This is a genomic window from Magnetococcales bacterium (assembly GCA_015232395.1).
Lineage (GTDB): Bacteria > Pseudomonadota > Magnetococcia > Magnetococcales > JADFZT01 > JADFZT01.
This window is the reverse complement of sequence record JADFZT010000001.1, coordinates 97,906-123,396: the sequence shown is the minus strand read 5'-3', so window position 1 is coordinate 123,396 and position 25,491 is coordinate 97,906. Positions and strand designations below refer to the sequence as shown.

Genomic DNA, 25,491 nt, shown 5'->3' with positions numbered 1-25,491 from the left:
GGAAATCGATGCAGAGATCCAATACGCTGTCGACAACGGCTGGGGGTTCAGGAAGGTGAGGAAAGGCCACTCTTATGGGAGATTGTCCTTTCCGACCACTGGGGGGTGCCGAGGGGGGCTCTATTGTCAGATAGGGGTCTATTCAACACCCAGAAATCCAGAAGCCCACGCCAAAAGAATCAGGCAGATCGTTGATGGCTGTCGTGGACCGGAGGATGAGCGATGATCTTTGAATTTACCGTCGTCTTTTCAATCCAGGATCAAAAACAGGATGTTGACGAAATTTCCAACAGGCTTTTTGATGCCGGGCTGGATGATGCCCTGGTTTTGACCGGTATCAAGGGTATCGTTGGGCTGGATCTTTTCAGGGAGTCCATTTCCGCCGAGGAAGCGATCAACTCGGCCATCAACGATTTTTTTAAGGCGTTTCCGGATGCTGAATTGATTGAAGTCAGGCCGGATCTGGTATCCATCGCCGACATTGCCAAGCTCGTTGGCCAATCCAGGCAAAACCTCCGAAAACTGGCTGGATTCCCCCCACCCATCATCACCGGGGCAAAACCTTATTGGCATCTCTATCAGGTAATCAGATGGTACGAGACCAAAAAGAGGAAAAAACCCTTTGCCCCAAATATCGTCGAAACAGCCAAATCGGCTTGGCGGCTGAACCATCAGCTTGAGAGCAGGCGTTTGGAGCTTTCCCTTCAATAAAGCGGTTTTGGTTTTTGCTCCCAACACCACGTTTTTTTATTTCCGCTCTCCCAGATAAGGATTGGGCTCCGGGTCTGGCTCGCGGCTTTTTACCTGATCGTCGGTGGTCCAGATGTGAATGGTGTGAAGGTTGTTGGATTTGGCCTTTAATCGTTTGGCTTCGGAGATGACGGAGATATCCACCCAGCCGATTCCCTGGATTGCAAATTCTGTTGCGAAGCCATGGGATATGTCCTGGAGATATTTTTCAAACGCGAGCAGAATATTTCGATCTTTCAGAGGGGTGATGATCCAGGGGGAGGCATCGACGATGCTGGTTTCCACCGCTTTGGCCAGCTTTTTGGCCTGTTTTCTCCGCACATCGCCATTCTGGATGCCAGCAATATGGTTGGCCAGTTCGAACAGGACCGGAAAAGGCACATAGAGGCGCAGATGGGTTTGGATGGCGTCGGCAAAACGTCGGTTGATTTTCCCATGGGCGGTATCATTAAAATGGCCCGGAATCCGATACTCTTCCAGCAGATAGCCGGTATCGACGATGTAGAGAGGCCCCTTCATGCCAGATCTGCGAGCCATTCTGTGGCGATTTTTTGCCGCTTTTCCTCATAATCCGGATCCAGATATTTTTCGATGAGGCGTTGGGTGACCAGATTACCCAGCTGCCCCTCTTCCAGCCAGACATCGGATAGGGGTAGCTTATGGAGAGGAAGAAGCTTGGAGGCTTTTTGCTTTTGATCGTGATAGCAGAGCACTACACCCTTGAGCTGTTCATCGTTCAAGGCGTCCAGGGTGGCGGGGTTGTGGGTGGTGACCAGAATGTTGAGATTGCGCCGCTTGCAGGTCTCCCAAATGGCATCGGTGAGGACGCCTACCCGAGAAGGGTGGAGCCCGTTGTCGAACTCTTCTACCACGATCCGAGAGCTCTCCTTGACTGTCTCCAGAGCCGTCAATACAGCAAGGCAGCGCAAGGTTCCATCGGAGAGAACCCGGGCATCCATGAACGGACCTTCACCTTTATCCCCCAAGCCAAAAAGGACATCGTGTTGGGCTGTGGTGACGAAGCGGATCTCTTCGAAGGGTTCTTCTGGCAACTGCTGGATTTGATCCAAGATACGGGAAATTGTTTTCTTTTCATTTCCGTTACCCTGGGAGAGGCTGTAGAGCACCGAGGAAAGGTTGGAGCCGTCCCTCGCCAGTATTTTTTGGCCCTGACGCTCATATTCACGCATGGCTCGGGGGTTTGGATCAAAGACAAAGGAAGCACGCAAATATTTCTGGATGTCAATAACAGCTCTCCGTGCGTCTTGATGTCTTTCGCTTCTTTGGTCAAGATGTGCAGTTAATTCAGAATAACGGGATAAAATGGCGCGATCAGCCGGCAGTAAAGCTGATGGTTTGTTGCCGCCACGGGCAAAATTGTCATACTGGACAGATAGGACGTCGGGCTGTCCTTTTTTTGATTGAGCAGAAAAAAGGGTCCGACTTCCTATCTTTAGGATTTCTTCTGAAATTTTTGGATTGTTATTTCTTTGAAATTTTATTGAGTAAATGATTCCTTCTGCATCTCCGTCAAAGTAAGTCCAGCTAGAATACTGCAGTTCAAAGGCTTTTTTTTCTAGGCGAGGACATCCCGGCAACCCTCCTCGGATTTGAAATGTTTGAGGTCCGCCCCGCCCAAGATCGGTGATGTCATGCAGGGGCAGCCCGTGGGCCAAATTGGCGAATAGTTCTACCCCTTCGATCACATTGCTCTTGCCGGAGCCATTTTTGCCGATCAGGAGGGTGACGGGATTGGATAGATCCAATTGGGCATCGGCAAATCCCTTGAAATCAATGAAACGGTGCATCTCTTTCCCCGCTGACAGCCAGATGGTGAAGGTAAATCGGAGTGCCTGCTTCAATCCGCTTCGGGATGGCTTGGGAAAAGGTCCGAATCGGGAACTCTCCTACCCCAAAATCCCTGAAAAAAAAGAGCTTCATTTCCACCATATTAAGTTCGAAAGGAGATGAAATGCGAGATTTTTTTGCTTGCAGCCAAACCTCCCAAGGCTTTCTTCTTTTGTAGCAGGTTTGTGTAAAAATGACCTGTTGCGGTCTCAATGTGATTGGGTTTCGTTTTCATTTCCCACCAAAATCCATATGCTTGGATTCCTTGGTTCTACCGGATTTTCGTATGGCCCATACGGTTTGTGGGGTCTTGCTCAACTGTCCGATCCAGGTTTGGGATGAATATACCCAGCCTCAAGGAATTCGGGTCGGAAACAGGTAACGACATGTCTCAACAGGCTGACGATTCAAAATCTGCAGTTAACCAGATCGACCCCCAGGCGCGTGCCGCCTTGCAAAAAGGGATCGCCCTCCACCAGGCAGGTCAGCTGCAAGAGGCGTTGCAGTGGTATCAAAAGGTTCTGAAAATCGAACCGGGTCATGGGGTGGCCCTCTGCAACGCGGGGGGGATTTATCAGCAGGGAGGCCAGCTGGATCAGGCCATTGTCTGTTTCCAAAAGGCGGTTGCCAGCCAGCCGGGCTATTTTCAGGGCCACATGAGCCTGGGCAATGCCCTGAGCCAAAAAAATAATATACCAGGGGCTCTTGCCGCCTATCGCCAAGCCTTAAACCTGAAACCAGACCATCCAGCCGCCCTAAAAAAGCTCGGGATCGCCCTCAGAAAAGAGAGCCAACCCGATCAAGCTGCTGGCATGCTGCAAAAAGCCCTCTCCATCAAACCCGACGACCCTGGAGTCTTGCGACATCTGGGTTTTGTGTTGATGGATCTAGGGCTTGTTAACACAAAACATGAGATACTGTGCACATGGACATTCCCGAAGCGCAGTTCAAAAAAATCGAGTCCCTTTTCCCGCGTCAGAGGGGCAATGTTTCACTGACCAACCTACAGATCATCAATGCCATTTTGTATGTCGCTGAGCATGGCTGCAAATGGCGTGGATTGCCGGAAAGATTCGGTAATTGGCACACCATCTATACACGAATGAACAGGTGGGCTAAAAGCGGTGTTTTAGAGCGTGTTTTTGCTGAGCTTCAGTGCCAACAAATCATTCGAGTTCGGGTTGAGTCCGTGTCGTTGGACAGCACGATTGTAAAGGTTCACCCTGACGGAACTGGAGCGTTAAAAAAAACGGCCCCCAAGCCATCGGAAAATCCAGAGGTGGCTGGGCCACCAAGATTCATTTGGTTGCCGCAGATGCTCGAACAGCAGTGAGCTTTTTTCTGTCACCAGGAAATGCTCACGATACACCGGAAGGTCGGGAATTGCTGAAAACAACGTCTCTGACAGCAAAATACGTTGTTATGGATCGCGCATATGAAGGAAATGAAATGCGCCAGTTGGTATTGGACCTGGGGTTAGAACCTGTGGTTCCCCCAAAAAGCAACCAGCTGAATCCATGGGGATATGACCGAGAAATGTAGAAGAAAAGCAATGAGATGGAGAGACTGTTTCGACGATTGAAAGGGTTCCGAAGAATCTTTTCACGCTTTGACAGGCTCGACGTGGTTTACTCTTTCTTCATCCATTTCGCTCTGGTCTTCGACTCGCCAAATAGTATTAACACATCCTAGCTTCCAGGAGAGTATCCAGTTGATCCACGATACCCAACCCGCGCAGTTTCTCTTTTCCCAGCTACAATATTATCCGGGAGCCGAAGAGTTTGACCTTTTCAAACAGGAAAAAAATCTCGATGGCAATCTCTTCTTTGCCCATGATTTTGTCGGGTCAGACTATGGGTTTGTCGATCATGTGACTGGCAGAATGTGGAAAATTGTTGAACTGTGGATGAAAAGTTTTGTGGAGTATGCCGGTCAATTTTATCCCGATGTGGCGGAATATCAGGACATTTTGGATCGTTTGGCGGGATTGCCGGCGGCCCACATGGATCTGGCTGGGGCTTGGCTGCGGGCGGGTTCTCCAGAGCAGGCCGAAGTCCATGTGAATGCCGCCCTTGAGGGGGGCTATCCCCATCCGGGGGTTGGATACAACTATCTGGCCATCATCGCCGCTTTCCGTCAGGATCAGACCGCTTTTGAAGAAAATCTCCGCCGTGCCGGGCTCTCCTTCAACCACTCCGCCATTGGGGAAAACATCCGGCGATACCGATTGTGGCTTGAGTCGGGCGGTTTTCAGAGCGAGACCCCGCTCAAACTGATGGCCCACAACAATTTTGAGTTGAGCCAGGAGGCGACCCAGCCGGAGATGCCGGAAAGGTTGGATTTTCTTTTTTCCCAGGGGGAGAGCCAGCAAAGGGCCTCTGGCAATGGCGTGGCGCTGTGATTGAGGTTTCTCCCGGGGAGATGCAACAGCTCCAGAGCTATCTGCAAAAACGGGCGCTTTTTCCACCCGCCCTATCCCTCCCCCCTGAGCCCGGTTTGGGGCTGATTGTGGTGATTCCCTGCCGGGAGGAGAGGGGGTTGATAACCACCCTGGCCTCACTCTGGCGCTGCCATCGCCCACCCTCTCCGGTGGAGGTGCTGGTGGTGGTGAACGGCTCCGAGGCGGATGACGAAGGGGTGCGTGGGTTGAATCAAGAGACCTTGGAGGAGGCTCGGGCCTGGATTGAAAACCATCGGGAGCGGGGACTGGGGTTTCATCTGCTCCACTATCCCGATCTTCCCAAAAAACACGCCGGAGTGGGGTTTGCTCGTAAGATCGGCCTGGATGAAGCGGTGGTTCGGTTTCACCAGGTGGGCAATCCCCAGGGGGTGATGGTCTGCCTGGATGCCGACTGTACAGTTTCAGATAATTATCTCGTTTCCCTCCACGACCATTTTCACCAGCATGCGCTTTCTCCCGGCTGCGCCATCCACTTTGAACACCCCCTGGAGGAGATTTCCGGCCATGAGCGGGAAGGGATCATCCAGTATGAGCTTTATCTGCGATATTATGTCTGGGGGTTGCGTTTTGCCGGGTTTCCCCACGCCCACCACAGCGTCGGTTCTTCCATGGCGGTGCGGGCCTGGGCCTATGCCAAGCAGGGGGGGATGAATCGGCGGCAAGGGGGGGAGGATTTTTATTTTTTGCAAAAGATCATTCCCTTGGGGGGCTTTACCGATCTACGAGCGGGGTGCGTTTATCCCTCTCCCCGCCGCTCCCACCGGGTACCTTTCGGCACTGGGCGGGCGATGTCCGACTGGCGGGATGGGGTTGGCTTTTGGCCGGTGAACGATCCCCGGGGCTTTTTGGCACTGCGGGATTTTTTTCAGGGGATGGAAGAGGTGTTTCAAGGGCGGGAAATGATCGACCCGACGTGGATATCCCCCACCTTGCAGGACTATCTGGACGGGGTGGACTTTGGGGGAAATCTCAAGGAGATGCAGGGAGCGACCTCTTCGGAAGGGACTTTTCGCAAGCGCTTTTTTCAGTGGTGTAACGCTTTTTGGATCTTCAAGTGGATCCGCTTTGTGACCGAAGCTTATGGTGCTGTGCCGGTGAGTGAGGGCGCCGCCACCCTCTGGCAGTGGCTGGAACCCCAAGAGGCTGTGATCTCCCGGGAGAGCATCGAGTGGCTGGAGTGTTATCGTCAGCTGGATCGGCAGGGGCGTGTTTTTTGATGCGGGGGCGCTCCTCCCTTGCCTGATATAGCAGTTCTATCTCAAAATTGGACACTCTTCCCTGACGCGTCATCCCCGCGAAGGCGGGGATCCAGGGAGCTGATGATTGCCCTCAAGGAAAAACCAAATTTTTAAGAAAGGCCGGTATTTTGCTGAAAAAAGGCCGGTATTTTGCTGAAAAAAGGCCGGTATTTTGCTGAAAGTGATGCAAGATTTGGAAAGGTTTGCGCCAGACTCCCTGGATTCCCGCATTCGCGAGAATGACGGCAAAAATGCAACGGCATATGTCCAATTCTTGATTTGAATGGCTATACCTCTCCCGATGCCTCTCTCAGTGCCTTTCCTGACGCTTGATTTTTGCCTTGTTTCTCCGGATGATGCCCTTATCTCTTCCCTGTTGATTGATAAAGGTTCCCATGGGTTTCCTGCGGCAGATGCCATCGATTTTTTGTTTCCTGTTCTTCTCGACTCTTTCCTTCTCTCTGTTGCCGCTGGCTGAAGTCCAAAGCCGCAGTCTCTATCAATGTCTGGATGCCCAGGGCAACGGCGTGCTCCAGCAGTCCCCCTGCACCACTTTGCCGCCGATCAAGGGGTGGCGCTATCAAGAGAGTGGTCCCGGCTTTGGTGGGGGCAAGGGGGATGGGCCGCGTTTGAAAAAAGGCCAGGAGATCGATCTGGTGCAGGCTACCGTCACCTTGGCCAGCGACGACATGCTCAAGGTGGCTTTTGCCTACATCCAGACCGCCTGGGATCAGGGGGTCCATTGGCAGGGGGGATCGGTAGAGGCGGAGTGTTGGTTGCATTTAATGCCCACTCCGGTGCCGGTGGGAGAGACCCCTGACCGGATCGGGGCACGGATCGCCGTCAAAAAACAGAGCCTCAAGCGCTCCAACCAAGCCCTCTACCTGGAGATTCCCAACCTGCGGGCCACTCAGCAGGCGGAAAACCTGGTGGTGCTCTGTGCGGTGCGGGTGGGGGATGTGGTCTATCGTTCCACCCACCTGACTCCCCGCTATCCCATCCCCCTGCCCAAGCCACTGCCCGAGGTGGAGGGGGGGGCAGATGTGGAACCGGCCCGGGAGAGTGAACCGGACACCGCTGACTGATTTTCTGTTTTTTTCCCCTACCAGGCTTGATTGAGGAAGGGGTTGTGGGCACGCTCATCACCGATGGTGGTGGCTGGGCCGTGACCGGGATAGCAGATGGTCTCGTCAGGCAGCGTTAGCAGGCGATTTTGGATCGATGTCAGGAGCTGATCGGTGTCGCCTCCAGGAAGATCGGTGCGGCCCACGGAACCGGCAAACAGGGTATCCCCCACCGCCACCCCCGCTTCCCAAGCGAGGCAGACTCCCCCAGGGGTGTGGCCCGGGGTGTGGAGCACTTCCAGGCGGATGCCGGCGACCTCCAGAATTTCCCCATCCAGGAAGGTTTTGTTCACTTTGGGTGCGGGGCCGAAGGGCAGGCCCCAGCGGGCAGCGTGATCCGGGGCATCGGCCACCATGGCACGGTCGGCCTCGTGGATCCAAAACTGACACCCCGCCGCCCGTTGCAGCTCTTCAACGCCCCCCAGATGATCAAAATGGCCGTGGGTATTGATGATGTGGGTGGGCTTCAATCCCATCTGGGTGAGGGTGCGCAGGAGATTGCCCGCATCTCCACCGGGATCGATGAGCAGGCAGGTGCCATCGGTGGCGTTGCCCAAAATCTGGCAGTTGACCTGTAACGGTCCGGTTTCGACGACTTTATGAATCAGGTTCATTCTTCATCTCCTTGAGATAGCCTGCCATATCCTGGCGCAATCCTTCCTGCATCACCACCTGATAGCCTTTGCCGGTCAGTTGGTCACGCAGGGAGAGCAGGGCGGCAACGGCTTGCTCGTGGGTATCGTAGGGGACTTGTCGCAATGTTCCCGGGGAGCCGGAGCGACCCCATTCCCGTATCACCTGCCAGCGGCCAAGGAGGTCCCTTTGGATCTGGAGGGAGTAATACCAGACCATGCCGGTTGCGGGATTGAGACGTTGTAGATAGGCTTTCATGGCAGTCGGAATTTTCCGTGAGACCGGAGAATCCAGCGTATAGTATGATGGCTCCCTCAAGCCGGGGTAAAGGTTTAACCGTTTTTGACATCAACTTAAAAGCAAGGTTTCCAGGTATGTGGGTCATTCCCCGGATCATCGTCAATAAAATTCTGGGCCACGCCCAACGCACAGCCCCCCAGGAGTGCGTGGGACTCCTCTCCGGTCAGGGTGATCGGATTACCGGTTGGCATCCCTTGACCAACGCCCTCCAGGAGACCCGTCGTTTTTTGGCGGATCCTACCGAGCAGATCCGTCTTTTCAAGGAGTTGCGTGAAAACGGGCAAGAGGTGCGGGCGATCTATCACAGCCACCCCACCGGTTCGGCGGCCCCATCCACGGCTGATCTGGAACAGGCCCACTATGGGGAGGCTCTCTACCTGATCGTCGCCCTCGGGGTGGATGGCCGATTGGATATGAACGGTTATCTACTCCAGGACGGCAAAGCCCAACTCCAGGAACTCACCATCAGCGATTGATCATTGTTGGGGAGCCCTCTCCCCGGGAATGGACCGACTTAATCTCCCCTCAAGCGATTTTCCCCCCTTTGTTTCCCCAGGCTTTGAAATCCAGGGTATCTCCTCTCTTTTGAGTCAAACAAGAATGATTTTCATTTGCAATTTATCGCTCAATGCCTATAATCGATGCCTCTCTCCGCCTGGAAGCCATGGAGCGGTAGGGATTATGGGGGCTAAATCATCATTCCAGGAAGGTGTTCGACAGCATGGATCCACACTATTACCAAAACAAACGGGACTCTGAATCCTACCGCGCCAAGGGGTTGCGCTGGGTGCGTTGGGGGCGCTTTCAAAAGGCGGCGGGCTATCTGGAGTCGGCTTTGCAGCTTAACCCCAACGACTGCAAGAGTGCGGTTTATCTTTGGTTTTGCCTCTACAAGCTCGATCAGCCGGAACTGAGCATTCTGCGGCTGGAGCGGTTTGCCGAGACCCATCCCGATAATGTCGCGCTCATGATTCTCCTGGCCCGGGCTTATAACACGGTGGGTCACTACCGCAACGCTGTTGAGGTGCTTGATCCCCTGCTGAAGGTCAATGGCTCCAGCCGTCGTTTCCATCTCCATGGTCAACTGGGGACGGCCTATGCCGGTTTGGAAGAGTCGGAAAAGGCGGTGGAAGCGTGGCTGGCCGCCCTGAAAATCCGCCCCGGCGATGCAGAGACCATGCAGTCGATACTCGATGTGGTGGCCAAGCGAAAGAATGGTGTCGAGAGCCCCATGGCTTCAGCTTTGAGGATGCCGTCAGAAATATAGATCCTTTCAAGATTCCAACTTCAGCGCTGTCGCATCGAACAGCGCTTGGCGGATGGTGACGGTGGCCTGATGTTCTTGCTCTTTCAGGTCGTAGTGCACCCCCTCCAGCTCCAGAGCTATCCCTTCCGGGTCTGCGAGTTGTCCTGCTGCTGCTTGAAATCCCTCCGGGCTCTGGAGTAATCCCTCCCCCAGCAGATCCTGCCAGTTGTTGTGCCCCTGTTCATCCCAGGCGAGATTCAGCCGGAGTTCCGTCAGGCGTACGCGACCGATAGAGATTTTGTCATCTAAAAAAAAGCGCCAAAATCCAGCGCGCATCTCCAAGCGTTTGATTGTGGCCATGGGTTTGGGGGTGAAGGGGGGAGAGGGAGGGTTGGCCAGGGTGACCTGCTCCAGGGTGACTTCAGGCCAGGGAATGAGCGCCAGGGTGACCTCCCCCAATACTTGAAAATCCCGTCCCAGGCTATCACTCAGCAGCAGATTGATCTCCTCCTTGAAATCATTGGGGCGTACTACCTGAGCGAGCATGACCTTGGTGAAGAGCATGAAGGCCAAAAAGAGCCCAACGCCGATGCCCAGTTGTTTGAAAAAATTCTGCATGATTGTTCCAAAGGGGGGGAGCCAAACCGAAGCCTGAGGCTGAATATGGGGAGGTGAAAGCGCCCTCAAGCCATTGTCATCTATGGGAGCAATGCTACGCCGATATCTCCGCCCTCAAACTCCCCGGGGGGGGAAAGACAAGGTCAGCGGCCTAAAACCTTGGGCTCTGCCCAAACCCGCCAAAGGGTCCAGACCCTTTGGAATCCAGACAAAATCACGTTGTGATTTTGTCATGTATCTGATTTTGGTTTGGCATGTCTATAAAACAGTCTCGAGCTATTGCAACACGCTATGACGAGCGAGCAATGGCCTTCTTGGGCGGCGTGTATGTGGGCCACTTTAAATGAGGGCACGCCCTAATGATTGAACATCGCAGCATACGAATAGCCCGCGACGGATACTGCACCAAAGAAAAACGAAATAACCATCACCCCATAAATCGGCCCAGGCCCTTTACCTTCAACAAAATATTTCAACGGCCTGTTTACATAGGTAGCCTTTTTAAACATTTTATATTCGGCATACTTAATTGCGACATACTGATAAAAGACACCTGCCAAGATTGCTGTAAGAAAAAACACCCACGATGATATAACAAATTTAAACCCTGTCCCATCAATTTTTGCAGCGCTTTCAAAAAGTCGGTGTAGTTTTTCATTGAAAATTAATGGAAGTGCCAACCCCGCTCCGCATAAGTTATTGAAAGTCTTGGTGCTATCTATGTATGACTTGATTATTTGAAAGCCTCTCTCGTCCATTATAACCTCTCAAAAAAAACAGAGAATTGTTTAGAGTGAATTGCCAGCTAGCCAAGCTGGCAGAACAACTTATCAATAGCAAAAAAAACCGCAATACTTCACCCTCTTCCGCCCAGCTTTGTGGTCGGGTGGAACGGTCGGGTAGCTAGTGTTCCAAACCTCATCCAGTTCCTCGTCTACCTAGCCATCACAATGGCCGCTTTCTGATACGTTTCTGTCTCAAAATTGCCAAATGATTTATTGCCAGGGGCCTAGCTCAGCGTAGTATGTCGTTTGCGCAGAGGGCTTGAACTTACGCCGTTTCAGCGGAAGGGAAGTTTTTTTTGAAATGGTCCTGATGGTAAAACCGGAGCGCAGATCTGACACTCCGGGCAATTTGGACAAAATTTCTCGGTGGATCTCTTCGAAATCGGCCATGTCCCATGTGGCGATCCTTAAGAGGTAATCAGTTTTTCCGGACATCAGATAGCATTCCTGAATTACCGGAGAGTTTCTGACAGCTTTTTCAAACTTATGAAGAGCTTCTGCCTGTTGGCTCTGCAAGGAGACTTCCACAAAGACCGTTAGGGAGCATCCGATAACCTCTTGATCTAGCAGGGCAACTGTTTTTTGGATCACAGTGGTTTCCCGTAATTTTTTTAAGCGGGCATGACAGGCCGGCGGTGAGAGCTTAACCTTTTTTGCCAGATCAGCGTTAGCTATCCGACCATCCTCTTGCAGGATCGCCAAAATTTTACGGTCTAGATCGTCAATTTCTCCTGCTTCCCTTTTTTTCATAATATCCACTTCCCATAAATTTTTCTGAAGATGATTTTGTAGCATTTAACGTGACAGGTCTGCAAGTGAGTAAAATTAGGTAAAATGAAAAAAAACTTTATATAAAAGCAAGACAAAGGCGCGCGCAGACCTTAAACAAGAAACCGCATTGCATATTTTGCAGAATCTTCTTGTGTCATGGCATGCTCCTAGCATGTCACCTACTCAAGATCCACTCCCGATCCCTCAGCCTGAAAAGGAAACTAAGCGATGCGAAACGCCTTTAAGATCAATATGCCAACCCTTCAAGACGCGCCCAAACCTCAAGAGAAACCGACAGAAGATGACGACCTGATGGGGCTAGAGGACCTTTTTCCAGTCTCTGGGTGCTGATCAAAAAAACGCGTCGTCTATAATGTGCATTACAATTTTGGGCGTTTGGCAGGAGCCCTTTACTAGAGGTGGGCCTACTATAAGTAAGAGGGAAAAGGCTGGAAAATCATGGAAAACAAAGTCAAGACCGTGGGGGCTTCGCTCCCACACCCCCTAGGGGGTTGTAAAGCAAGGTCAAAATCAAAAGATAAGACCTTGGGGAGGAAGAATCCTCCCCAATTCCCCACCTCTTTTTTTTTAATAGTATAAGAGCAAAGGCACCGTTTTTATGGAATCTATTTTGAAATGAAAAACGCCCTCCACCAGGGAGGGCGCATCGTTCAAAATCCAAGTCCAGGACTCCCCGACCCGGGTGCAACCAGCCTGTTGGCTGGAAGGAGGAAGTACCATCGGGTCAGGAGGGAACGAGTCCTTTCTCTGCTTATCGGCAGGGAAACAAAGAGCTTGAGGAAAAAATCACCAGAAGCCATTTTTTTAGGAATGTGTGATCCATACCGGGGTTGCACCTGGTGAACTGGGATGGCCGGGCAAAAAAAAGCCTCCATCAGGAGGCTTGAAAAAAAGGTTTGTCAGGTTGGAAGTGCGTTCCCTCCAGGTCTGACAAGGTACTGCCAGTTGGGTCCATGGGGCCTGCCCGGTCAGGATTGGTGGGCCTGCTTGTCGGTTGTAAAGCCAAAGACGATCAACTCCCCTATCTTGGGGGGAGTGGGGGCTTTGGCCAGGGAGCCTTTGAGCTTGTTGTTCAACACCTCCACCACCTCTTCGGGTTCATCCAAAACCAGATCAGCGCTGATGTAGGTGGGATCGTGTTCCGGGTGACCCAGATATTGAATCACTTTGATGGATTTGCCCTCCCGCTCCAAAATTTGGCAGGCGTGCTGGCGCAGGGCTTCCACAGCATCATCGGAGATACCGTTTTTTTGCAAAAATTGGCACTTTTTGGCCACCTTGGCCGCCGCATCAAAGGGCTTGCGAGGGCTTAAGCGGCTCCAATATTCGATCCACGTCATCGCCTCCTGAATGCGTCCCGAGGCTAGCGTAGTGGTGATCAGTTGCGCCAGATAGTCCAGATCCTTGGGGTTATTCTTGAAGAGCGACTTATAGATCAATCGGGACTCCGAATAGTGGCCCAGGCGCGCCAGACAAGCGGCATACCCCCCCTGCACATCATCATCCTGGCTGCTGTGGACCAAGGCGTTTTTGAAGGCGCTTTTGACCATCTCCGGGTTGTGTTTCAACGCGGCGATCAGCCCCAATAGATAGTAGGCCCGCACCGGGACATATTTGCGATGATCCCGGGCCAGCACTTCGATGCGCTTGAGTTCCAGCTCAAAGGGAGCCGGATCCGCCATGGTCCAAATTTCCTGTAAACGCCCAAGCATCCGGTTCCAGGTTTCCTGGGTCGGCCTGCCCATAATTACCTCCAACTCAATACGACCAGTGGGTCGATGATCTTCACAAGTGGCATTACCTCTTGATCACTTTATCGGCGTTTGGATCCCCGACTTGAGAAAAAAATGGCTGTCGGGGTAAAAAAACCGGTTCAGGCTCAAGGGACATTTCCCCTGTTCATCTTATCGGTGGATCCTACCACGACTTGAGGCGTGTTTGCTCGTTTCATCCCGGAGGGACTGGTCGATAGTGATCCATCCAGAGAGCCAGCTGTAATCCTTTCCAGAGTAGCACACCATGATCCCGATGGCCGCTTCGGTGTTCAGTAAGGGTGCGCTCCACCTCTTCCCGATCCAGCATTCCACCGGGTTTTGAGTGGGTTAGAAGGGTGTCGGTGAGCCACTCGGAAAGGGGGCCTGCCAGCCAGCTGGAGATGGGTACGTGGAAGCCTTTTTTCGCCCCATGGAGAATTTCATCCGGCACGATCCCCTGCAGCGCTTTTTTTAAAATCCACTTGCCCCCACGGGGGCGGGCCTTGAATCGACCCGGCAGCCCCAGGGCATACTTTCCCAGCTCCTGATCCAAAAAAGGCACCCGGGCTTCGATGCCGTGGGCCATGGTGGCTTTGTCCACTTTCTCCAAAAAACGGTCACAGAGCAGGGTTTCGATGTCGCTATAGAGCTGCCTTTCCACTGGTGGAAGGTGGGCCAGGGGGGGGTGTATCTCTCGAAAGCGGTGGAAGGGGTCCGATTGTTCCACCACCTCCCGCAATCCCCTCTCCAGGAGCCGGGCCGGGGTGTGATCCACCTTGGCTGAGGCTAAAAGTAGCCCCGAACGCACCCCGGGATCGCTCTCGCCGTAGAGCTTGCCGAATCGCTTGAGTCGCCGAAAAAAACGCCCTCCCCCGCTGATCCCCTCCGGCAGACGGTTGATCCCCCGGGCTATTGTCTGCCACAGAGCCGACAGGGCCAATAAACGGTGGTGGCGATACCCCCCAAAGAGTTCATCCCCCCCATCCCCCTGCAACACCACCTTGATCCGATCCGGCAGTGCCTCACAGAGCAGATAGAGGGGAATGTTGGCGGGATCGGCAAAGGGGGCGTCGTGGCACTGGACCAGCTTTTCAATCACCCCCGGCATGGCCCCCCCTTCCACAAACAGCTCGTGGTGATCGGTGCCAAACTGCCGGGCGACCTTTTTCGCCAAGGGCCGCTCCTCACTCTCCCCGGCAAAGTCAAACCCGACACAAAAGGTGGTGAGTCCTGGTCCGTGGCTGCGGGCAGCAAGTGCCGTGATGGCGGAAGAGTCGATGCCGCCACTTAAAAAGATTCCCACCGGCACATCACTCACCAGATGCCGCTCCACCGCCCCGCTCAATCGCTCCAGAACCCCCTGAGCTGCTTGGTTGGGATCATCGCTGACCCCTGGCACGGGCTGGGGGGGGGCAAACCGGCTGATTCGGCTGCCGGATCGGTCATGGCAAAGGAGGTGGCCCGGTAATAGTTTATGGATACCCGCAAAAGAGGTGCGCTCCCCCAAAGACATGCCAAACCAGAGGGTTTCGTGGAGGGCGGCGGGATCCATCCGGCGGGGAAGATTCGGGTCACACAGGAGCGCCTTGATTTCGGAACCGAAGAGGAGCCTGCCAGAGGGGGTGCGATGATGGTAGAGGGGTTTGATGCCGTAGGGGTCCCGGACCAGGAGAAGGCGGTCCTGATGCCCATCCCAGATGGCCAGGGCAAACATGCCGTTGAAGCGGGCAAAGGCGTCGGTTCCCCATTGCAGATAGGCGTTGAGCACCACTTCGGTGTCGGAATGGCCTCTGAAAGGGGCTCCCAGGTGGATCAATTCTTCCCGCAAGGTGCGAAAGTTATAGAGTTCACCGTTATAAACCAGCACCACCCGGCCATCTTCACTCACCATGGGTTGCTGGCCTGAGGGGGAAAGATCGATGACAGCCAGGCGGGTGTGGCCGAGACCCACCGGGCCAGCCAGCCACACCCCCTCTCCGTCCGGCCCCCGATGGCGAAGGCTGCGGGTCATGGCAGTGAGCTGCTCCCGGGAGAGGGACGCTTGGGAAAAATCGACGATGCCGGTGATGCCGCACATGCTGGAGGCGCTATCAGGTGGTCCACCACCTGCCCAAGGAGGGAATCCGATGTTACAATCGCAAGCTAGGGGTATCGGGACAAACAATCAACCCATGGCCCATCCTGGATGAAAAACCTTTTTTTCGACCATCCCATGGATCCACCTGTTGCCCACCAGCAAATCCTTCCACTCGGGGCTTGGGGATCATGAATATCCTTTTTCTCTGTGACCAGCTGGCGGTGGGTGGCGCGGAGCGGCAGTTGCTGCTGCTGGCTCGGGGCTTGAAAAACAAGGGCCATGGGGTGCAGGTGGCTGTTTTCAAATCAGGCGGCCCCCTGGAGCCGGAGCTGGCAGAGGCCGGGATTCCCCTCATCGATCTGCAAAAAAACAACCCCGTCAGCCACATTTTTCGCCTGATCACTCTTCTGCGCCAATCCCCCCCCGATGTTTTGCACAGCTATCTGCCCATGGCCAACCTGGTGGCGGCACTGGCCACCCTTTTTACGCCAAGGGTGCGGCTTGTCTGGGGGGTTCGGGCTTCCAATCTGGATTTGAGCTATCTCGGTTGGCACGACCGCCGCAGTCGGGTGGTGATTCAGCTGAATCGCCTGTTTTGTCGTTTGGCCGACCTGATCATTGCCAACTCCCAGGCGGGTGCCGACCATCATCGGCGGCTGGGCTATCCCTGGGCGCGGCTCAGCGTGATCCCCAACGGTATCGATACCCGCCGGTTTCAATTCGATCCCCAGGCCAGAGAGGGGATTCGTCGGGCGTGGGGAGTGGGGGAAGGGGTGGCGCTGATTGGGGTGGTGGGGCGTTTGGATCCGATGAAGGGGCTGCCGACTTTTCTTCGGGCCGGGGCGATGTTGACCCGAAAGATGCCCCAGGTGCAGCTGGTGGTTGTGGGGGATGGGCCGGTGGAGTATCGGCAAGATCTACAGCGGCAAGGGGAGGCGTTGGGGCTTGGGGAGGCGTTGACCTGGGCGGGGGGGCGCTCTGATACACCGGGGGTTTACAGCGCTCTGGATGTGCTGGTTTCCGCCTCCTGGTTTGGGGAGGGGTTTTCCAATGTCATCGGCGAGGGGATGGCGGTGGGGTTGCCTTGTGTGGTGACGGATGTGGGGGATGCGGGGGTGATTGTGGGGGAGGCTGGGATTATCGTTCCTCCCCGGGATGCCGAGGCAATGGTCGGGGCGCTGGAGAGGGTGTTGGGGCTCTCCGGGGAGGAACGACAGCAGATGGGAGAAATGGCGCGGGCGCGGATGGCAGAGCAGTTCAGCACCGATCTGCTGGTGGCCCGGAGTGAAGTCGAACTGGTGGGGCTTTGCGCATGAAAAGATTGACCACCATGGCCTACCTCTCCAGCGCCTTTCTCCCCTCCCGGCAGGCCAACGCCATCCAGGTGATGAAAATGTGCAACGCTTTTGCCAGCCTGGGGGTGGACCTCCACCTCCACGCTTTAACCCCCAAGCCCGGCCCCGACACCCCTCGGGAGGTGGATCCTCTGGACTTTTATGGCGCAACCGCCCCATTCAGCCTCTCCATCCACCCCTGGAGCCACTTTTACAAGTTTCGAATCAATGAACTGGAAGCCCTCTACCGGGGCTGGTCCCAAGCCCGGCAGACCCTTCGGGAGGGTCGGGATCTGGTTTTTGGCCGCTCTTTGGAGGGGTGCTGTTTTGCGGCACAGATGGGCTTGCCGGTGATTTTTGAAACCCACCAACCCCCCGAAGCGTGGGGGAGTACCCTTTTTGCCCGGCATCTCCTGACCAAGCTCATCACCCACCCCAACCTCCTCGGGATCGTGGTGATCAGCCAACCCCTGAAGCGGATGTATCTCTCGGCTTTTACCCTCCCCCAAGAGCGGGTGATGGTGGCTCCGGATGCGGCGGATCCGCTGCCGGAGATGGCCGAGCAGGAGACCCCTGCCCCCTTGGGTCTTCCGGAGCGCTTGCAGGTGGGATATGTGGGCCATCTCTATCCAGGCAGGGGAATGGAGATCATCGCGGGTCTTGCTGGCAGCTGCCCCTGGGCCGATTTTCATGTGGTGGGAGGGATGAGCCAGGATGTGGATGCGTGGCAGAAAAAGCTGGAGAAGCACGATAATCTCACCTTCCATGGCTTTCTCCCTCCACCCGAAGCGGAAAATGTGCGCCGGGGATTCGACATCACCCTCGCCCCCTATCAACGCAAAATCGCTGTGGCGGGAGGCGGTGGCGATACCAGCGGTTATGCCTCGCCCCTGAAAATTTTTGAATATATGGCCCTGGGGAAACCGATGCTGGTGTCGGATTTGCCCGTTTTGCATGAGGTGTTGCGGGGGGGGGAGAACTGTCTCTTTTGCGTTCCGGATGATCTCTCCAGCTGGGTGGGGGCTTTGGAGAGGCTGCGGGATGATCCTGACTTGGCCCGGCGATTGGAAGCGCGGGCGCTGGCTGATTTTTTAACCCGTCACACCTGGCAGCGCCGGGTAGAGGGGATTTTGGATCATTTTGGGGTGGGGGTCGGCAGGTAGGCCGGGCAGGTCATCTCGATTAAATGAAAATTGAGGCGGTATGTCGTGGCCCAGGGGGGGGTGTATGGAATTGATTGCATTTGGTTTTTTTGTTTATATCGCTGTCGGGTATAAAGTGACCGACGCCGTTTGGAAAAAATATGGTTGGCAGGTTGGCATCTGTCTCTTCATCATTTTTGTCTATGCCCCTGTCTGGGACATGATCCCCCTGAAAATATATTTTGACCAGCTCTGCGCCAGCCAAGGGGAAGAAGAGCGGGTTTCCAGAGTGGTGAAGGATGTCCAAGGGTTCCAACTGACCGAAACCGATTCCCATTTTGATTATTGCTGGGATTATGCTTCCCGCTACGGATATGCCTATTGTGAAGTGCAAGTGGCGGAAGAAACAGATGGAGGAGCAGGCAACCACAATTCTGATAGGGAGAGAGGGGCTGCCAAAACAGTGGAAAAACCCGGAATGTATCGTCTCTATGTCAGAAAAAGGGCTTCAGAGGCGTGCCAAGGTCGGCGAAATGGGGTGATGGATCCGGCCATCGCGGTTTTCCCCAAGAAAAAAAGAGACGGCTCTACTGACGATGCATTGTGCTTGATCCGTGAAAAGGTGGGACAATTTATAAGTAGATATCAATATATACGTCAGAGAGAGGAAATCGATCCGTACTATCGGATTGTTCGCACAAAAACCGTCGTCGTTGACAAGGAGACGGGTGAGGAGATTGCAAGGAGCGTTGTGATGACCGAGCCGTTGCATTTTTTGGCGCGTCAGTTTCAAACACACACCTCAAAAAGTGTTTGTCCCACAACGGGGAAGAAGGGGGCCAATTTGGTTTCCAGGGTGCTTCGGCCTGCTGGAAACAAGCCTTGAGAGAGGGCGCTTTGCCGCTGTTCAGGTGTTGACGGCTCGCTCAATGGCATCGGTCACAAATCGGTTCAGACTCTGGCCATGGGCTTCGGCCATTGATTTGGCGCGGGCGTGAAGATCCGGACCCACTCGGGCCATGATATTGCCGGAGAAGGGCTTGTCGGGTTTTTCTCCCTGTTCGGCGCATGTTTCCAGATAAAAATCAACCGCATCATGAAATCTTTCCCGCAACTCATCCACCGAGTCACCATGGAAAGTGATGATGGGCTTGATGCCAGCGACCCGCCCAATAAAACAGCCATCCTCTTCGCTGTATTCGACACCAGCTGCGTACCCTTTGTGTGTCATGGGGGTCATGGTTTGGCCTTTTTTCCAAATAAAAACAACACATCACTCTTGATTGATGCGGTTCGCTTCGCTCACCATATCCTACGGGTATTCCCCCGGGACATGGCGTTGTGTGCGCTATTTTCAATTATAAGATAAGAGGGACAGGATATAAAATAAATCCAATATCTCCATTTTATGGCTATTCCACAACGGGTTTGCCACATCTATCCGTACGACCAAATAGCGTGGCAAACCCGTGGGAACCAACCTCTCCCGCTTTGAAGCCTACTGGGCGAGGGGGTTGCTGTCGGCGTAGGACTGATTTTGCGCCTGGGCCGCTTTTTTCTGCTGGGCTTGATGGAAGACGGCGGCAAAATTGATGGGATCCAGCACCAGAGGCTTGAAGCCACCCTCACCCACCGCATGGGAAACCACCTGCCGGATGTAAGGGAAGAGAATGTGGGGGCACTCCACGCTGATGGCGGTGGTGACATGCTCCGGGGGAAAGTTTTTCAGCAGGAACAGACCGGCATAGGTCACATCCACCAAAAACATCACCGTCTCACCATGCTTGACGTTGAGCACCACGTGGAGCATCACCTCATAGTGATCCTCACCCATCTTGGTGGATTTGGTGTCCAGGTTGAACTCCACCTTGGGCTCTGATTGCTCGCCAAACACCTGGGGGGCGTTGGGGCTTTCGAAGGAAAAATCCTTCATATAGACCTTTTCCACATGAAAGACCGGCTGGCTGCTCTGCCCCCCGGGGGGGGTCGGGGTGGACCCGGATTCACTCATTGTTTTACTTTCCTCCTGATGGTTGGCTGGTGCCTTGGGGTGCGGAGCCTTCTCCGCCACCTTGGGGTTTTTTGCGTCTGCGACGGCGTTTCTTTTTCTTTTTTGCGGCGTTGGGATCACTCCCCGGCGCGGCATTGGCAGCAGCTTCCCCCTGCTTTTTGGCTGGGGGAGGGGCTCCCTGGGAGTGGGATTCCGGTTTTGCCGCGCTCTCGGAGGCAGGCTTTGGCTCTTGAGGGGTGCTGGATGAGGTGTGGTGAGGCCGTTTGCGACCGGAGCCACCCCCACCAGAGGCGTGGCGTCCTCCTTTTCCTCCCCCGCTTGAGGGGCGACCACCGCGACCCCCTGAGCGACCATCCCGTTTATCCCGGGAATAGGAGCTGACGCGGCGAGGTGGATGGGAAAGCTTGATGAAATCTTCGTCTTCCGCCCAGCTGATGGGAATTTTGATGCCCGCATAGGCCTCAATGGCTTCCAGGCAGTAGGCCCCCTCTTCATCCACCAGAGAGATGGCATCCCCCTTGGCTCCCGCCCGGGCGGTGCGGCCAATGCGATGGACATAATCCTCGGCATTTTCCGGCAGATCATAGTTGACCACCAGGGTGACCCCGTCGATGTGCAGGCCTCGGCCAGCCACATCGGTGGCGATCAGAACAGGCATCTCGCCATTCTGAAATCGTTTGAGCACCTTCAGCCGCTTGGCCTGGGGGACATCACCGGAAAGATAGCCGCAGCCAAGGCCGTTATGCTCCAACCAGTTTTCCAGACGCTCGCCCATGCGCTTGGTGTTGATGAAAATCATCACCCGCCCGACAACACCATCCTCACCCACCGTCAGATGGCTTCGCAGCAAACCCACCAGCAGGCTGATCTTGCGCTTGGACTCCACATGGTAGAGACACTGGTTTACCTGGTCGGCGGTGCGTGCCTCCATGGGGGTGGAGATCACCTCCGGGTCGTTCATGTATTCGTAGGAAAGCTCCTGGGCCCGATAGGAAAGGGTCGCCGAAAAAAGCATGGAGATCCGTTGGGCAGGCGGGGGAAGGCGACGCAGGAGATAACGCAGATCAGCGATAAACCCCATGTCAAACATGCGGTCCGCCTCATCAATCACCAACGCTTCGACCTGGGAGCAGCTGTAAAATTTTTGCTTGAAATAGTCGATGAGCCTGCCCGGGGTACCGATCAGCACATCCACTTTGCCCGAGGTGAGCATGTTTTTCTGCTTTTCATAATCCACGCCGCCATAGACCGCACCGATGAAAAGGCCCGTCTCCTTGCCCAACAGCAGGGCATCCTGTTCAATCTGAACCGCCAGCTCCCGGGTGGGGGCGATGACCAGCAGGCGGGGGCGGCTGCGGTTGGCTGCTTTCGGAGGGGGTTTGGCATTTCCCTCCTTGGCAGCGGCGGCTTCCTTGGCCTCGGTTTCCAGCATACGGCTGAAACAGGCGATGAGGTAGGCGGCGGTCTTGCCGGTTCCGGTCTGGGCCTGACCCGCCACATCGTGACCATTCATGGTCAGCGGCAGGGTCATCTCCTGGATCGGGGTGCAGGTGGAAAACCCGGCAGCCTCGATCCCGGCCATCACTGCCGGGGGTATGGGTAGTTCGGAAAATTCCATGGCTTATCGAACCGAGGCTTTGGATGGGGTGACAGGAACGGCTTGACGGGGCGGCTGGCCGAAAATCGGGCGCATCCACGTGAATCCACTGGCGGTCGTGCTCATTTCGGCGAAATAATTTGGCAGGTTACGTCCCCTGGAAAAATGGCATTAAAAAACCGGCCAGCGACATGCGCCGACCGGTTTTGAATGAGGCTTGATACATTTGCGCACCCGTATCAGGCGCTGGCACCGGCTGCGGCCAATCCTTTGACCTTCAGATTCAGCCGTTTCATATGACGGGCTGCCTGATTACGATGAATGACCCCCTTGCGCACGCTGGTGGCCAGCACGGAGTTGACCTCCCTGAGGGCTTCCATGGCCTGACCATGATCACCTGCTTCGATGGCGTCGGCGGCTTTTTTCTGAAAGGTACGCATGCGGGACCGAGCGTCTTTGTTGCGGTTGGTGCGCTTGATGGTCTGACGGTTGCGCTTCATGGCGGACTTGATGTTGGCCACTTGACGAATGCTCCTTTTGATCTACCTTGTGTTCTGGCTTTGGGTCCGATCGGCAAGCTGATTTCGGAAGATTGGCTCTTCGTGACACTGAAGAAAACCGATCATCCGATCCATCCTGAAGGAAGTTTGAATCCATCACGAAGGAGGGTTGACCTGCCGGAAATTTTTACTGGTACGACTTATGAAAAATCTAAATGGCTTAGACTATTGAAAGAGAAGGACTCACGTCAAATGTTTTTTATACCCCACACCCCATGACCGACCCAAAATCTGCCCCCTCCTCCCCCATTTCCGCCGCCAAAGGGCCTGGCCGTCGTCTGTTGCGAGCGGTGGGGACCATCAGTTTTTATACCCTGCTTTCCCGGATTATGGGCTTTGCCCGGGATGTGGTGATTGCCCGGGGCTTTGGTGCAGGCATGGGCGCAGACGCTTTTTTTGTCGCTTTGAAGCTGCCAAATTTTTTGCGGCGCCTGTTCGCTGAGGGAGCCTTTGGCACTGCTTTTGTTCCGGTTTTCAGTGATTATCTGGCCCGGGGGGATGAGCGTGAAACCCGTCGGGCAGCCCAAGCGGTGTTTACCCTGCTCACCCTGGCACTGACCGTCGTGGTGATGGTGGGGCAGGTGATCATGCCGTTGTTGATCATGATATCAGCACCGGGGTTTGTGGACGATGCCGAAAAATATCAGCTTACCATCGATCTGACACGGATTACTTTTCCCTATATCGGTTTAATTTCCCTCGTGGCCTTGGCCGGGGGGATTCTCAACAGCCATCGGCGTTTTGCATTGCCTGCCGCCACCCCGATTTTGCTCAATGTTTTTTTGATTTTGGGCGCTTTGGTGATCGCCCCCTATTTTGAGCGACCCGCCATGGGTTTGGCCATCGGGGTTTTTCTGGGGGGGGTGGCGCAGTTGGCTATTCAGCTGCCTGCCTTAAAGCGTTTGGGGTTGCCCTTTCGGTTTCGCTGGGAGCCCAATCATCCTGCCATCAAGCGGATTTTAACCCTTATGGGTCCATCGATTTTGGGGGTTTCGGTGGCTCAGATCAACTTGGTCTTCGATATTCTTTTGGCTTCTCTGCTGCCAGCGGGCTCCATCTCTTATCTCTATTATGCTGATCGATTGGTGGAATTTCCGTTGGGTTTGGTGGGGATTGCCATGGCGACGGCTATATTGCCCGCGCTTTCGGCGAGAGCTGCCAACCAGGATATCCCTGGCCTCAAGCGGGAGTTGGATTTTGCTTTGCGGGTGGTGGTGGTGATCAACATTCCTGCAACGGTGGGGTTGATTGCCTTGCGGGAGCCTATTTTGTCTTTGTTGTTTGAGCGGGGGGCTTTTGATCCTGAGACCACGCGGTTGACGGCCCAGGCTCTGTTGGCCTATTCGGTGGGGTTGATTGCATTTTCCGGGGTGAAGGTGATTGCGCCGGCTTTTTATGCCATGAAGGATACCCGCACGCCGGTACGGATTGCGATCATCTGTTTATTGAGCAACATGGTTTTGAATGTGATTTTGATGTTTCCGTTGCAGCATGCCGGGTTGGCTTTGGCTTCGAGTTTGGCTTCTTTTCTGAATGTTGGTCTGCTTTTGAAGCATTTGCGGGGTAAGTTGGGTTTTACTTTGAGTCGTGCGGTGATTCCGGCCTTTTGGAAGACGTGTTTGGCGAGTGGGGTGATGTTTGCCTTTTTGGAGTTGGCGAGGGTGGTTTATTGGCAGGGGGGGCTTACGACGTTGGAGAAGGGTCTTTTCCTCATGCCGGTGATTCTGGGTGGGATGGTGCTTTTTCTGGGGGTGGCGAGGGTGTTGAAGCTGAAGGAGCTGACGGACATGATTGCTGCTGTGAGATCCAAAAAGAAGTGATTCTACTATTAAAAAAAAAGATGGGGGGATTTGGGGGGAATTCTTTCCCCCCAAGGTCTGTCTTTTGATCTTAATCTTTTGATTTTGGTTTATAGCAGTTCTATCTCAAAATTGGACATTCTTCCCTGACTCGTCATCCCCGCGAAGGCGGGGATCCAGGGAGTGATGATTGCCCTTAAGGAAAAGCCAAATCTTCAAGAAAGGCCAGTGTTTCTCTGAAAGTGAAGCAAGATTTGGAAAGGTTCGTGCCAGACACTCTGGATTCCCGCATTCGCGGGAATGACAGCAAAAGAGTAACGGCATATGTCCAATTCTGGATTGGAGTTGCTATACAACCCCCTGGGGGTGTGGGGGCGAGCCCCCACGGTTTTTCTTTTGATTTTGATTTTGAACTTGATCTCCTGATTTCTCTTTTTCCAAAGAGAAAAACATTCAATCCTGCAAAGATTTCGGCAACGGAAACACCATTCCCTCCTGGCTGACAGAGAGCAACGAGACATCTTCATCCCGGACTTTGAGGGTTTCCAGCAACTCTTCCACCAAAATTTCCGGCGCACTCGCTCCCGCCGTCACCCCCAGGCAATCGACCCCTTCCAGCCACTCCGGCTGAATGTCCACCGCTGATTCGATGAGGTGGGCTGTGGTTCCGGCGCGTTCGGCCACCTCTCGCAGGCGGTTGGAGTTGGAGCTGTTGGGGGCTCCCAGCACCAGGATCAGATCACACTCTTTGGAGAGCGCTTTGACTGCATTTTGGCGATTTTGGGTGGCGTAGCAGATATCTTCCCGGGCGGGCTCCCGAATGTCTGGAAAGCGTTCTTTCAGGGCGTCGATGACATCGGCGGTTTCATCACGGGAGAGGGTGGTCTGGGTGATGTAGGCAGCTGGTGAGTCGGGTTTTTCGGATAGTTCCCCCAACTCTTCCACCTTGGAGATCACCTCCATCCGTCCCGGGGGAAGCTGCCCCATGGTGCCTTCCACCTCTGGATGTCCCTTGTGGCCGATGAGAATGACCCGGCTTCCCTTGCGATCCAATTTTTCCGCCTCCCGGTGGACCCGGCTGACCAGGGGGCAGGTGGCGTCCAGCACTCTGAGGGGCCGCCGGTCGGCTTCTGACTGGACCTCCTTGGAGACCCCATGGGCGGAAAAAATCACTGTGGCACCGTCGGGCACCGCATCCAGCTCCGGCACGAAGATCGCGCCCTTACGCCGGAGATCCTCCACCACCCAGCGGTTGTGGACGATTTCGTGGCGGACGTGAATGGGGGGGCCAAATTTTTCCAGGGCTTTTTCAACGATGGCGATGGCCCGCTCCACACCGGCACAAAAACCCCTGGGTTCGGCAAGCAATACCCGCATGTTGTTTCCTTTTGATGGCTGGGTGAGGGTGGTTCGTGGTTCGAT

General features: G+C 54.6%; 25 protein-coding genes and 1 pseudogene. 12 read left to right on the top strand and 14 right to left on the bottom strand.

Annotation, left to right across the window (positions count from 1 at the left end):
• Positions 1 to 222 precede the first annotated feature (222 nt).
• Entirely contained in the window at positions 223 to 711 is a 489-nt protein-coding gene (locus HQL52_00575) for a DNA-binding protein (GenBank protein MBF0367929.1), read from the top strand.
• Between the two features lie 36 nt (positions 712 to 747).
• On the opposite strand, the gene HQL52_00570 is transcribed toward HQL52_00575, so the two are convergent.
• Both HQL52_00570 and HQL52_00565 read right to left on the bottom strand, forming a co-directional pair.
• Positions 748 to 1,287 carry a hypothetical protein gene (locus HQL52_00570; protein MBF0367928.1) on the bottom strand — a complete coding sequence of 180 codons (540 nt, stop codon included), beginning with the start codon at positions 1,285 to 1,287 and terminating at the stop codon, positions 748 to 750.
• The gene (locus tag HQL52_00565; protein ID MBF0367927.1) at positions 1,266 to 2,558 is read right to left on the bottom strand and encodes an AAA family ATPase; all 1,293 of its coding nucleotides are present in this window, start codon (positions 2,556 to 2,558) and stop codon (positions 1,266 to 1,268) included. The genes HQL52_00570 and HQL52_00565 overlap by 22 nt, the downstream gene beginning before the upstream one ends.
• Before the next feature lie 378 nt (positions 2,559 to 2,936).
• On the opposite strand from HQL52_00565, the gene HQL52_00560 reads away from it, so the two are divergent.
• The 5 genes and pseudogenes from HQL52_00560 to HQL52_00540 all read left to right on the top strand — a co-directional run bounded on the left by HQL52_00560 (position 2,937) and on the right by HQL52_00540 (position 7,382).
• Positions 2,937 to 3,596 (top strand): tetratricopeptide repeat protein, encoded by a 660-nt coding sequence (locus tag HQL52_00560; protein ID MBF0367926.1) that lies wholly within the window; start codon positions 2,937 to 2,939, stop codon positions 3,594 to 3,596.
• Positions 3,524 to 4,290, top strand: a pseudogene (locus HQL52_00555) (IS5 family transposase). The gene HQL52_00560 and the pseudogene HQL52_00555 overlap by 73 nt, the downstream one beginning before the upstream one ends.
• Before the next feature lie 19 nt (positions 4,291 to 4,309).
• Entirely contained in the window at positions 4,310 to 4,999 is a 690-nt protein-coding gene (locus tag HQL52_00550) for a hypothetical protein (GenBank protein ID MBF0367925.1), read from the top strand.
• Positions 4,996 to 6,276: a glycosyltransferase family 2 protein gene (locus HQL52_00545; GenBank protein MBF0367924.1), complete on the top strand. Its 1,281-nt coding sequence runs from the start codon at positions 4,996 to 4,998 to the stop codon at positions 6,274 to 6,276. The genes HQL52_00550 and HQL52_00545 overlap by 4 nt, the downstream gene beginning before the upstream one ends.
• 434 nt (positions 6,277 to 6,710) lie before the next feature.
• Positions 6,711 to 7,382, top strand: coding sequence for a hypothetical protein (locus tag HQL52_00540; protein ID MBF0367923.1), 672 nt, complete (start codon positions 6,711 to 6,713; stop codon positions 7,380 to 7,382).
• Between the two features lie 17 nt (positions 7,383 to 7,399).
• Here HQL52_00540 and HQL52_00535 read toward each other — a convergent pair whose 3' ends face one another.
• The gene (locus HQL52_00535) at positions 7,400 to 8,035 is read right to left on the bottom strand and encodes an MBL fold metallo-hydrolase (protein ID MBF0367922.1); all 636 of its coding nucleotides are present in this window, start codon (positions 8,033 to 8,035) and stop codon (positions 7,400 to 7,402) included.
• Positions 8,019 to 8,312 carry a WGR domain-containing protein gene (locus HQL52_00530; GenBank protein MBF0367921.1) on the bottom strand — a complete coding sequence of 98 codons (294 nt, stop codon included), beginning with the start codon at positions 8,310 to 8,312 and terminating at the stop codon, positions 8,019 to 8,021. The genes HQL52_00535 and HQL52_00530 overlap by 17 nt, the downstream gene beginning before the upstream one ends.
• Positions 8,313 to 8,428: 116 nt before the next feature.
• Between HQL52_00530 and HQL52_00525 the strand changes: the two genes are divergently transcribed.
• The gene (locus HQL52_00525) at positions 8,429 to 8,830 is read left to right on the top strand and encodes a M67 family metallopeptidase (protein ID MBF0367920.1); all 402 of its coding nucleotides are present in this window, start codon (positions 8,429 to 8,431) and stop codon (positions 8,828 to 8,830) included.
• 245 nt (positions 8,831 to 9,075) lie between these two features.
• Positions 9,076 to 9,621, top strand: a complete 546-nt coding sequence (locus HQL52_00520) for a hypothetical protein (protein ID MBF0367919.1) — start codon at positions 9,076 to 9,078, stop codon at positions 9,619 to 9,621.
• A 6-nt stretch (positions 9,622 to 9,627) separates the two neighbouring features.
• Here the strand turns inward: HQL52_00520 and HQL52_00515 are convergent, their stop codons facing one another.
• The 5 genes from HQL52_00515 to asnB all read right to left on the bottom strand — a co-directional run bounded on the left by HQL52_00515 (position 9,628) and on the right by asnB (position 15,626).
• Positions 9,628 to 10,218: an AsmA family protein gene (locus HQL52_00515; GenBank protein MBF0367918.1), complete on the bottom strand. Its 591-nt coding sequence runs from the start codon at positions 10,216 to 10,218 to the stop codon at positions 9,628 to 9,630.
• Positions 10,219 to 10,574: 356 nt separating this feature from the next.
• Positions 10,575 to 10,976 carry a hypothetical protein gene (locus tag HQL52_00510; GenBank protein MBF0367917.1) on the bottom strand — a complete coding sequence of 134 codons (402 nt, stop codon included), beginning with the start codon at positions 10,974 to 10,976 and terminating at the stop codon, positions 10,575 to 10,577.
• A 237-nt stretch (positions 10,977 to 11,213) separates the two neighbouring features.
• The gene (locus HQL52_00505) at positions 11,214 to 11,753 is read right to left on the bottom strand and encodes an Lrp/AsnC family transcriptional regulator (GenBank protein ID MBF0367916.1); all 540 of its coding nucleotides are present in this window, start codon (positions 11,751 to 11,753) and stop codon (positions 11,214 to 11,216) included.
• Between the two features lie 1,010 nt (positions 11,754 to 12,763).
• A complete protein-coding gene (locus HQL52_00500) occupies positions 12,764 to 13,540 on the bottom strand; it encodes a hypothetical protein (GenBank protein MBF0367915.1) in 777 nt (258 codons plus the stop codon).
• A gap of 202 nt (positions 13,541 to 13,742) precedes the next feature.
• Positions 13,743 to 15,626, bottom strand: coding sequence for an asparagine synthase (glutamine-hydrolyzing) (gene asnB / locus HQL52_00495; protein MBF0367914.1), 1,884 nt, complete (start codon positions 15,624 to 15,626; stop codon positions 13,743 to 13,745).
• A gap of 188 nt (positions 15,627 to 15,814) precedes the next feature.
• Here asnB and HQL52_00490 point away from each other — a divergent pair, with 188 nt between their 5' ends.
• From HQL52_00490 to HQL52_00480, 3 genes are all read left to right on the top strand, one after another.
• Positions 15,815 to 16,942 carry a glycosyltransferase gene (locus HQL52_00490; GenBank protein MBF0367913.1) on the top strand — a complete coding sequence of 376 codons (1,128 nt, stop codon included), beginning with the start codon at positions 15,815 to 15,817 and terminating at the stop codon, positions 16,940 to 16,942.
• Positions 16,939 to 18,123, top strand: coding sequence for a glycosyltransferase family 4 protein (locus HQL52_00485; protein MBF0367912.1), 1,185 nt, complete (start codon positions 16,939 to 16,941; stop codon positions 18,121 to 18,123). The genes HQL52_00490 and HQL52_00485 overlap by 4 nt, the downstream gene beginning before the upstream one ends.
• Before the next feature lie 64 nt (positions 18,124 to 18,187).
• Entirely contained in the window at positions 18,188 to 18,988 is an 801-nt protein-coding gene (locus HQL52_00480) for a hypothetical protein (GenBank protein ID MBF0367911.1), read from the top strand.
• A gap of 21 nt (positions 18,989 to 19,009) precedes the next feature.
• Here HQL52_00480 and HQL52_00475 read toward each other — a convergent pair whose 3' ends face one another.
• From HQL52_00475 to rpsT, 4 genes are all read right to left on the bottom strand, one after another.
• The gene (locus HQL52_00475) at positions 19,010 to 19,342 is read right to left on the bottom strand and encodes a type II toxin-antitoxin system HicB family antitoxin (protein MBF0367910.1); all 333 of its coding nucleotides are present in this window, start codon (positions 19,340 to 19,342) and stop codon (positions 19,010 to 19,012) included.
• 258 nt (positions 19,343 to 19,600) lie between these two features.
• Positions 19,601 to 20,113 (bottom strand): protein-export chaperone SecB, encoded by a 513-nt coding sequence (gene secB / locus HQL52_00470; GenBank protein MBF0367909.1) that lies wholly within the window; start codon positions 20,111 to 20,113, stop codon positions 19,601 to 19,603.
• A 4-nt stretch (positions 20,114 to 20,117) separates the two neighbouring features.
• On the bottom strand, positions 20,118 to 21,731 hold the full coding sequence (locus HQL52_00465) for a DEAD/DEAH box helicase (protein ID MBF0367908.1): 1,614 nt from the start codon (positions 21,729 to 21,731) through the stop codon (positions 20,118 to 20,120).
• 218 nt (positions 21,732 to 21,949) lie between these two features.
• A complete protein-coding gene (gene rpsT / locus HQL52_00460) occupies positions 21,950 to 22,231 on the bottom strand; it encodes a 30S ribosomal protein S20 (GenBank protein ID MBF0367907.1) in 282 nt (93 codons plus the stop codon).
• 254 nt (positions 22,232 to 22,485) lie between these two features.
• Between rpsT and murJ the strand changes: the two genes are divergently transcribed.
• Positions 22,486 to 24,090 (top strand): murein biosynthesis integral membrane protein MurJ, encoded by a 1,605-nt coding sequence (gene murJ, locus HQL52_00455; GenBank protein ID MBF0367906.1) that lies wholly within the window; start codon positions 22,486 to 22,488, stop codon positions 24,088 to 24,090.
• 432 nt (positions 24,091 to 24,522) lie between these two features.
• Here the strand turns inward: murJ and ispH are convergent, their stop codons facing one another.
• Positions 24,523 to 25,446, bottom strand: coding sequence for a 4-hydroxy-3-methylbut-2-enyl diphosphate reductase (gene ispH, locus HQL52_00450; GenBank protein ID MBF0367905.1), 924 nt, complete (start codon positions 25,444 to 25,446; stop codon positions 24,523 to 24,525).
• Between the last annotated feature and the right edge of the window lie 45 nt (positions 25,447 to 25,491).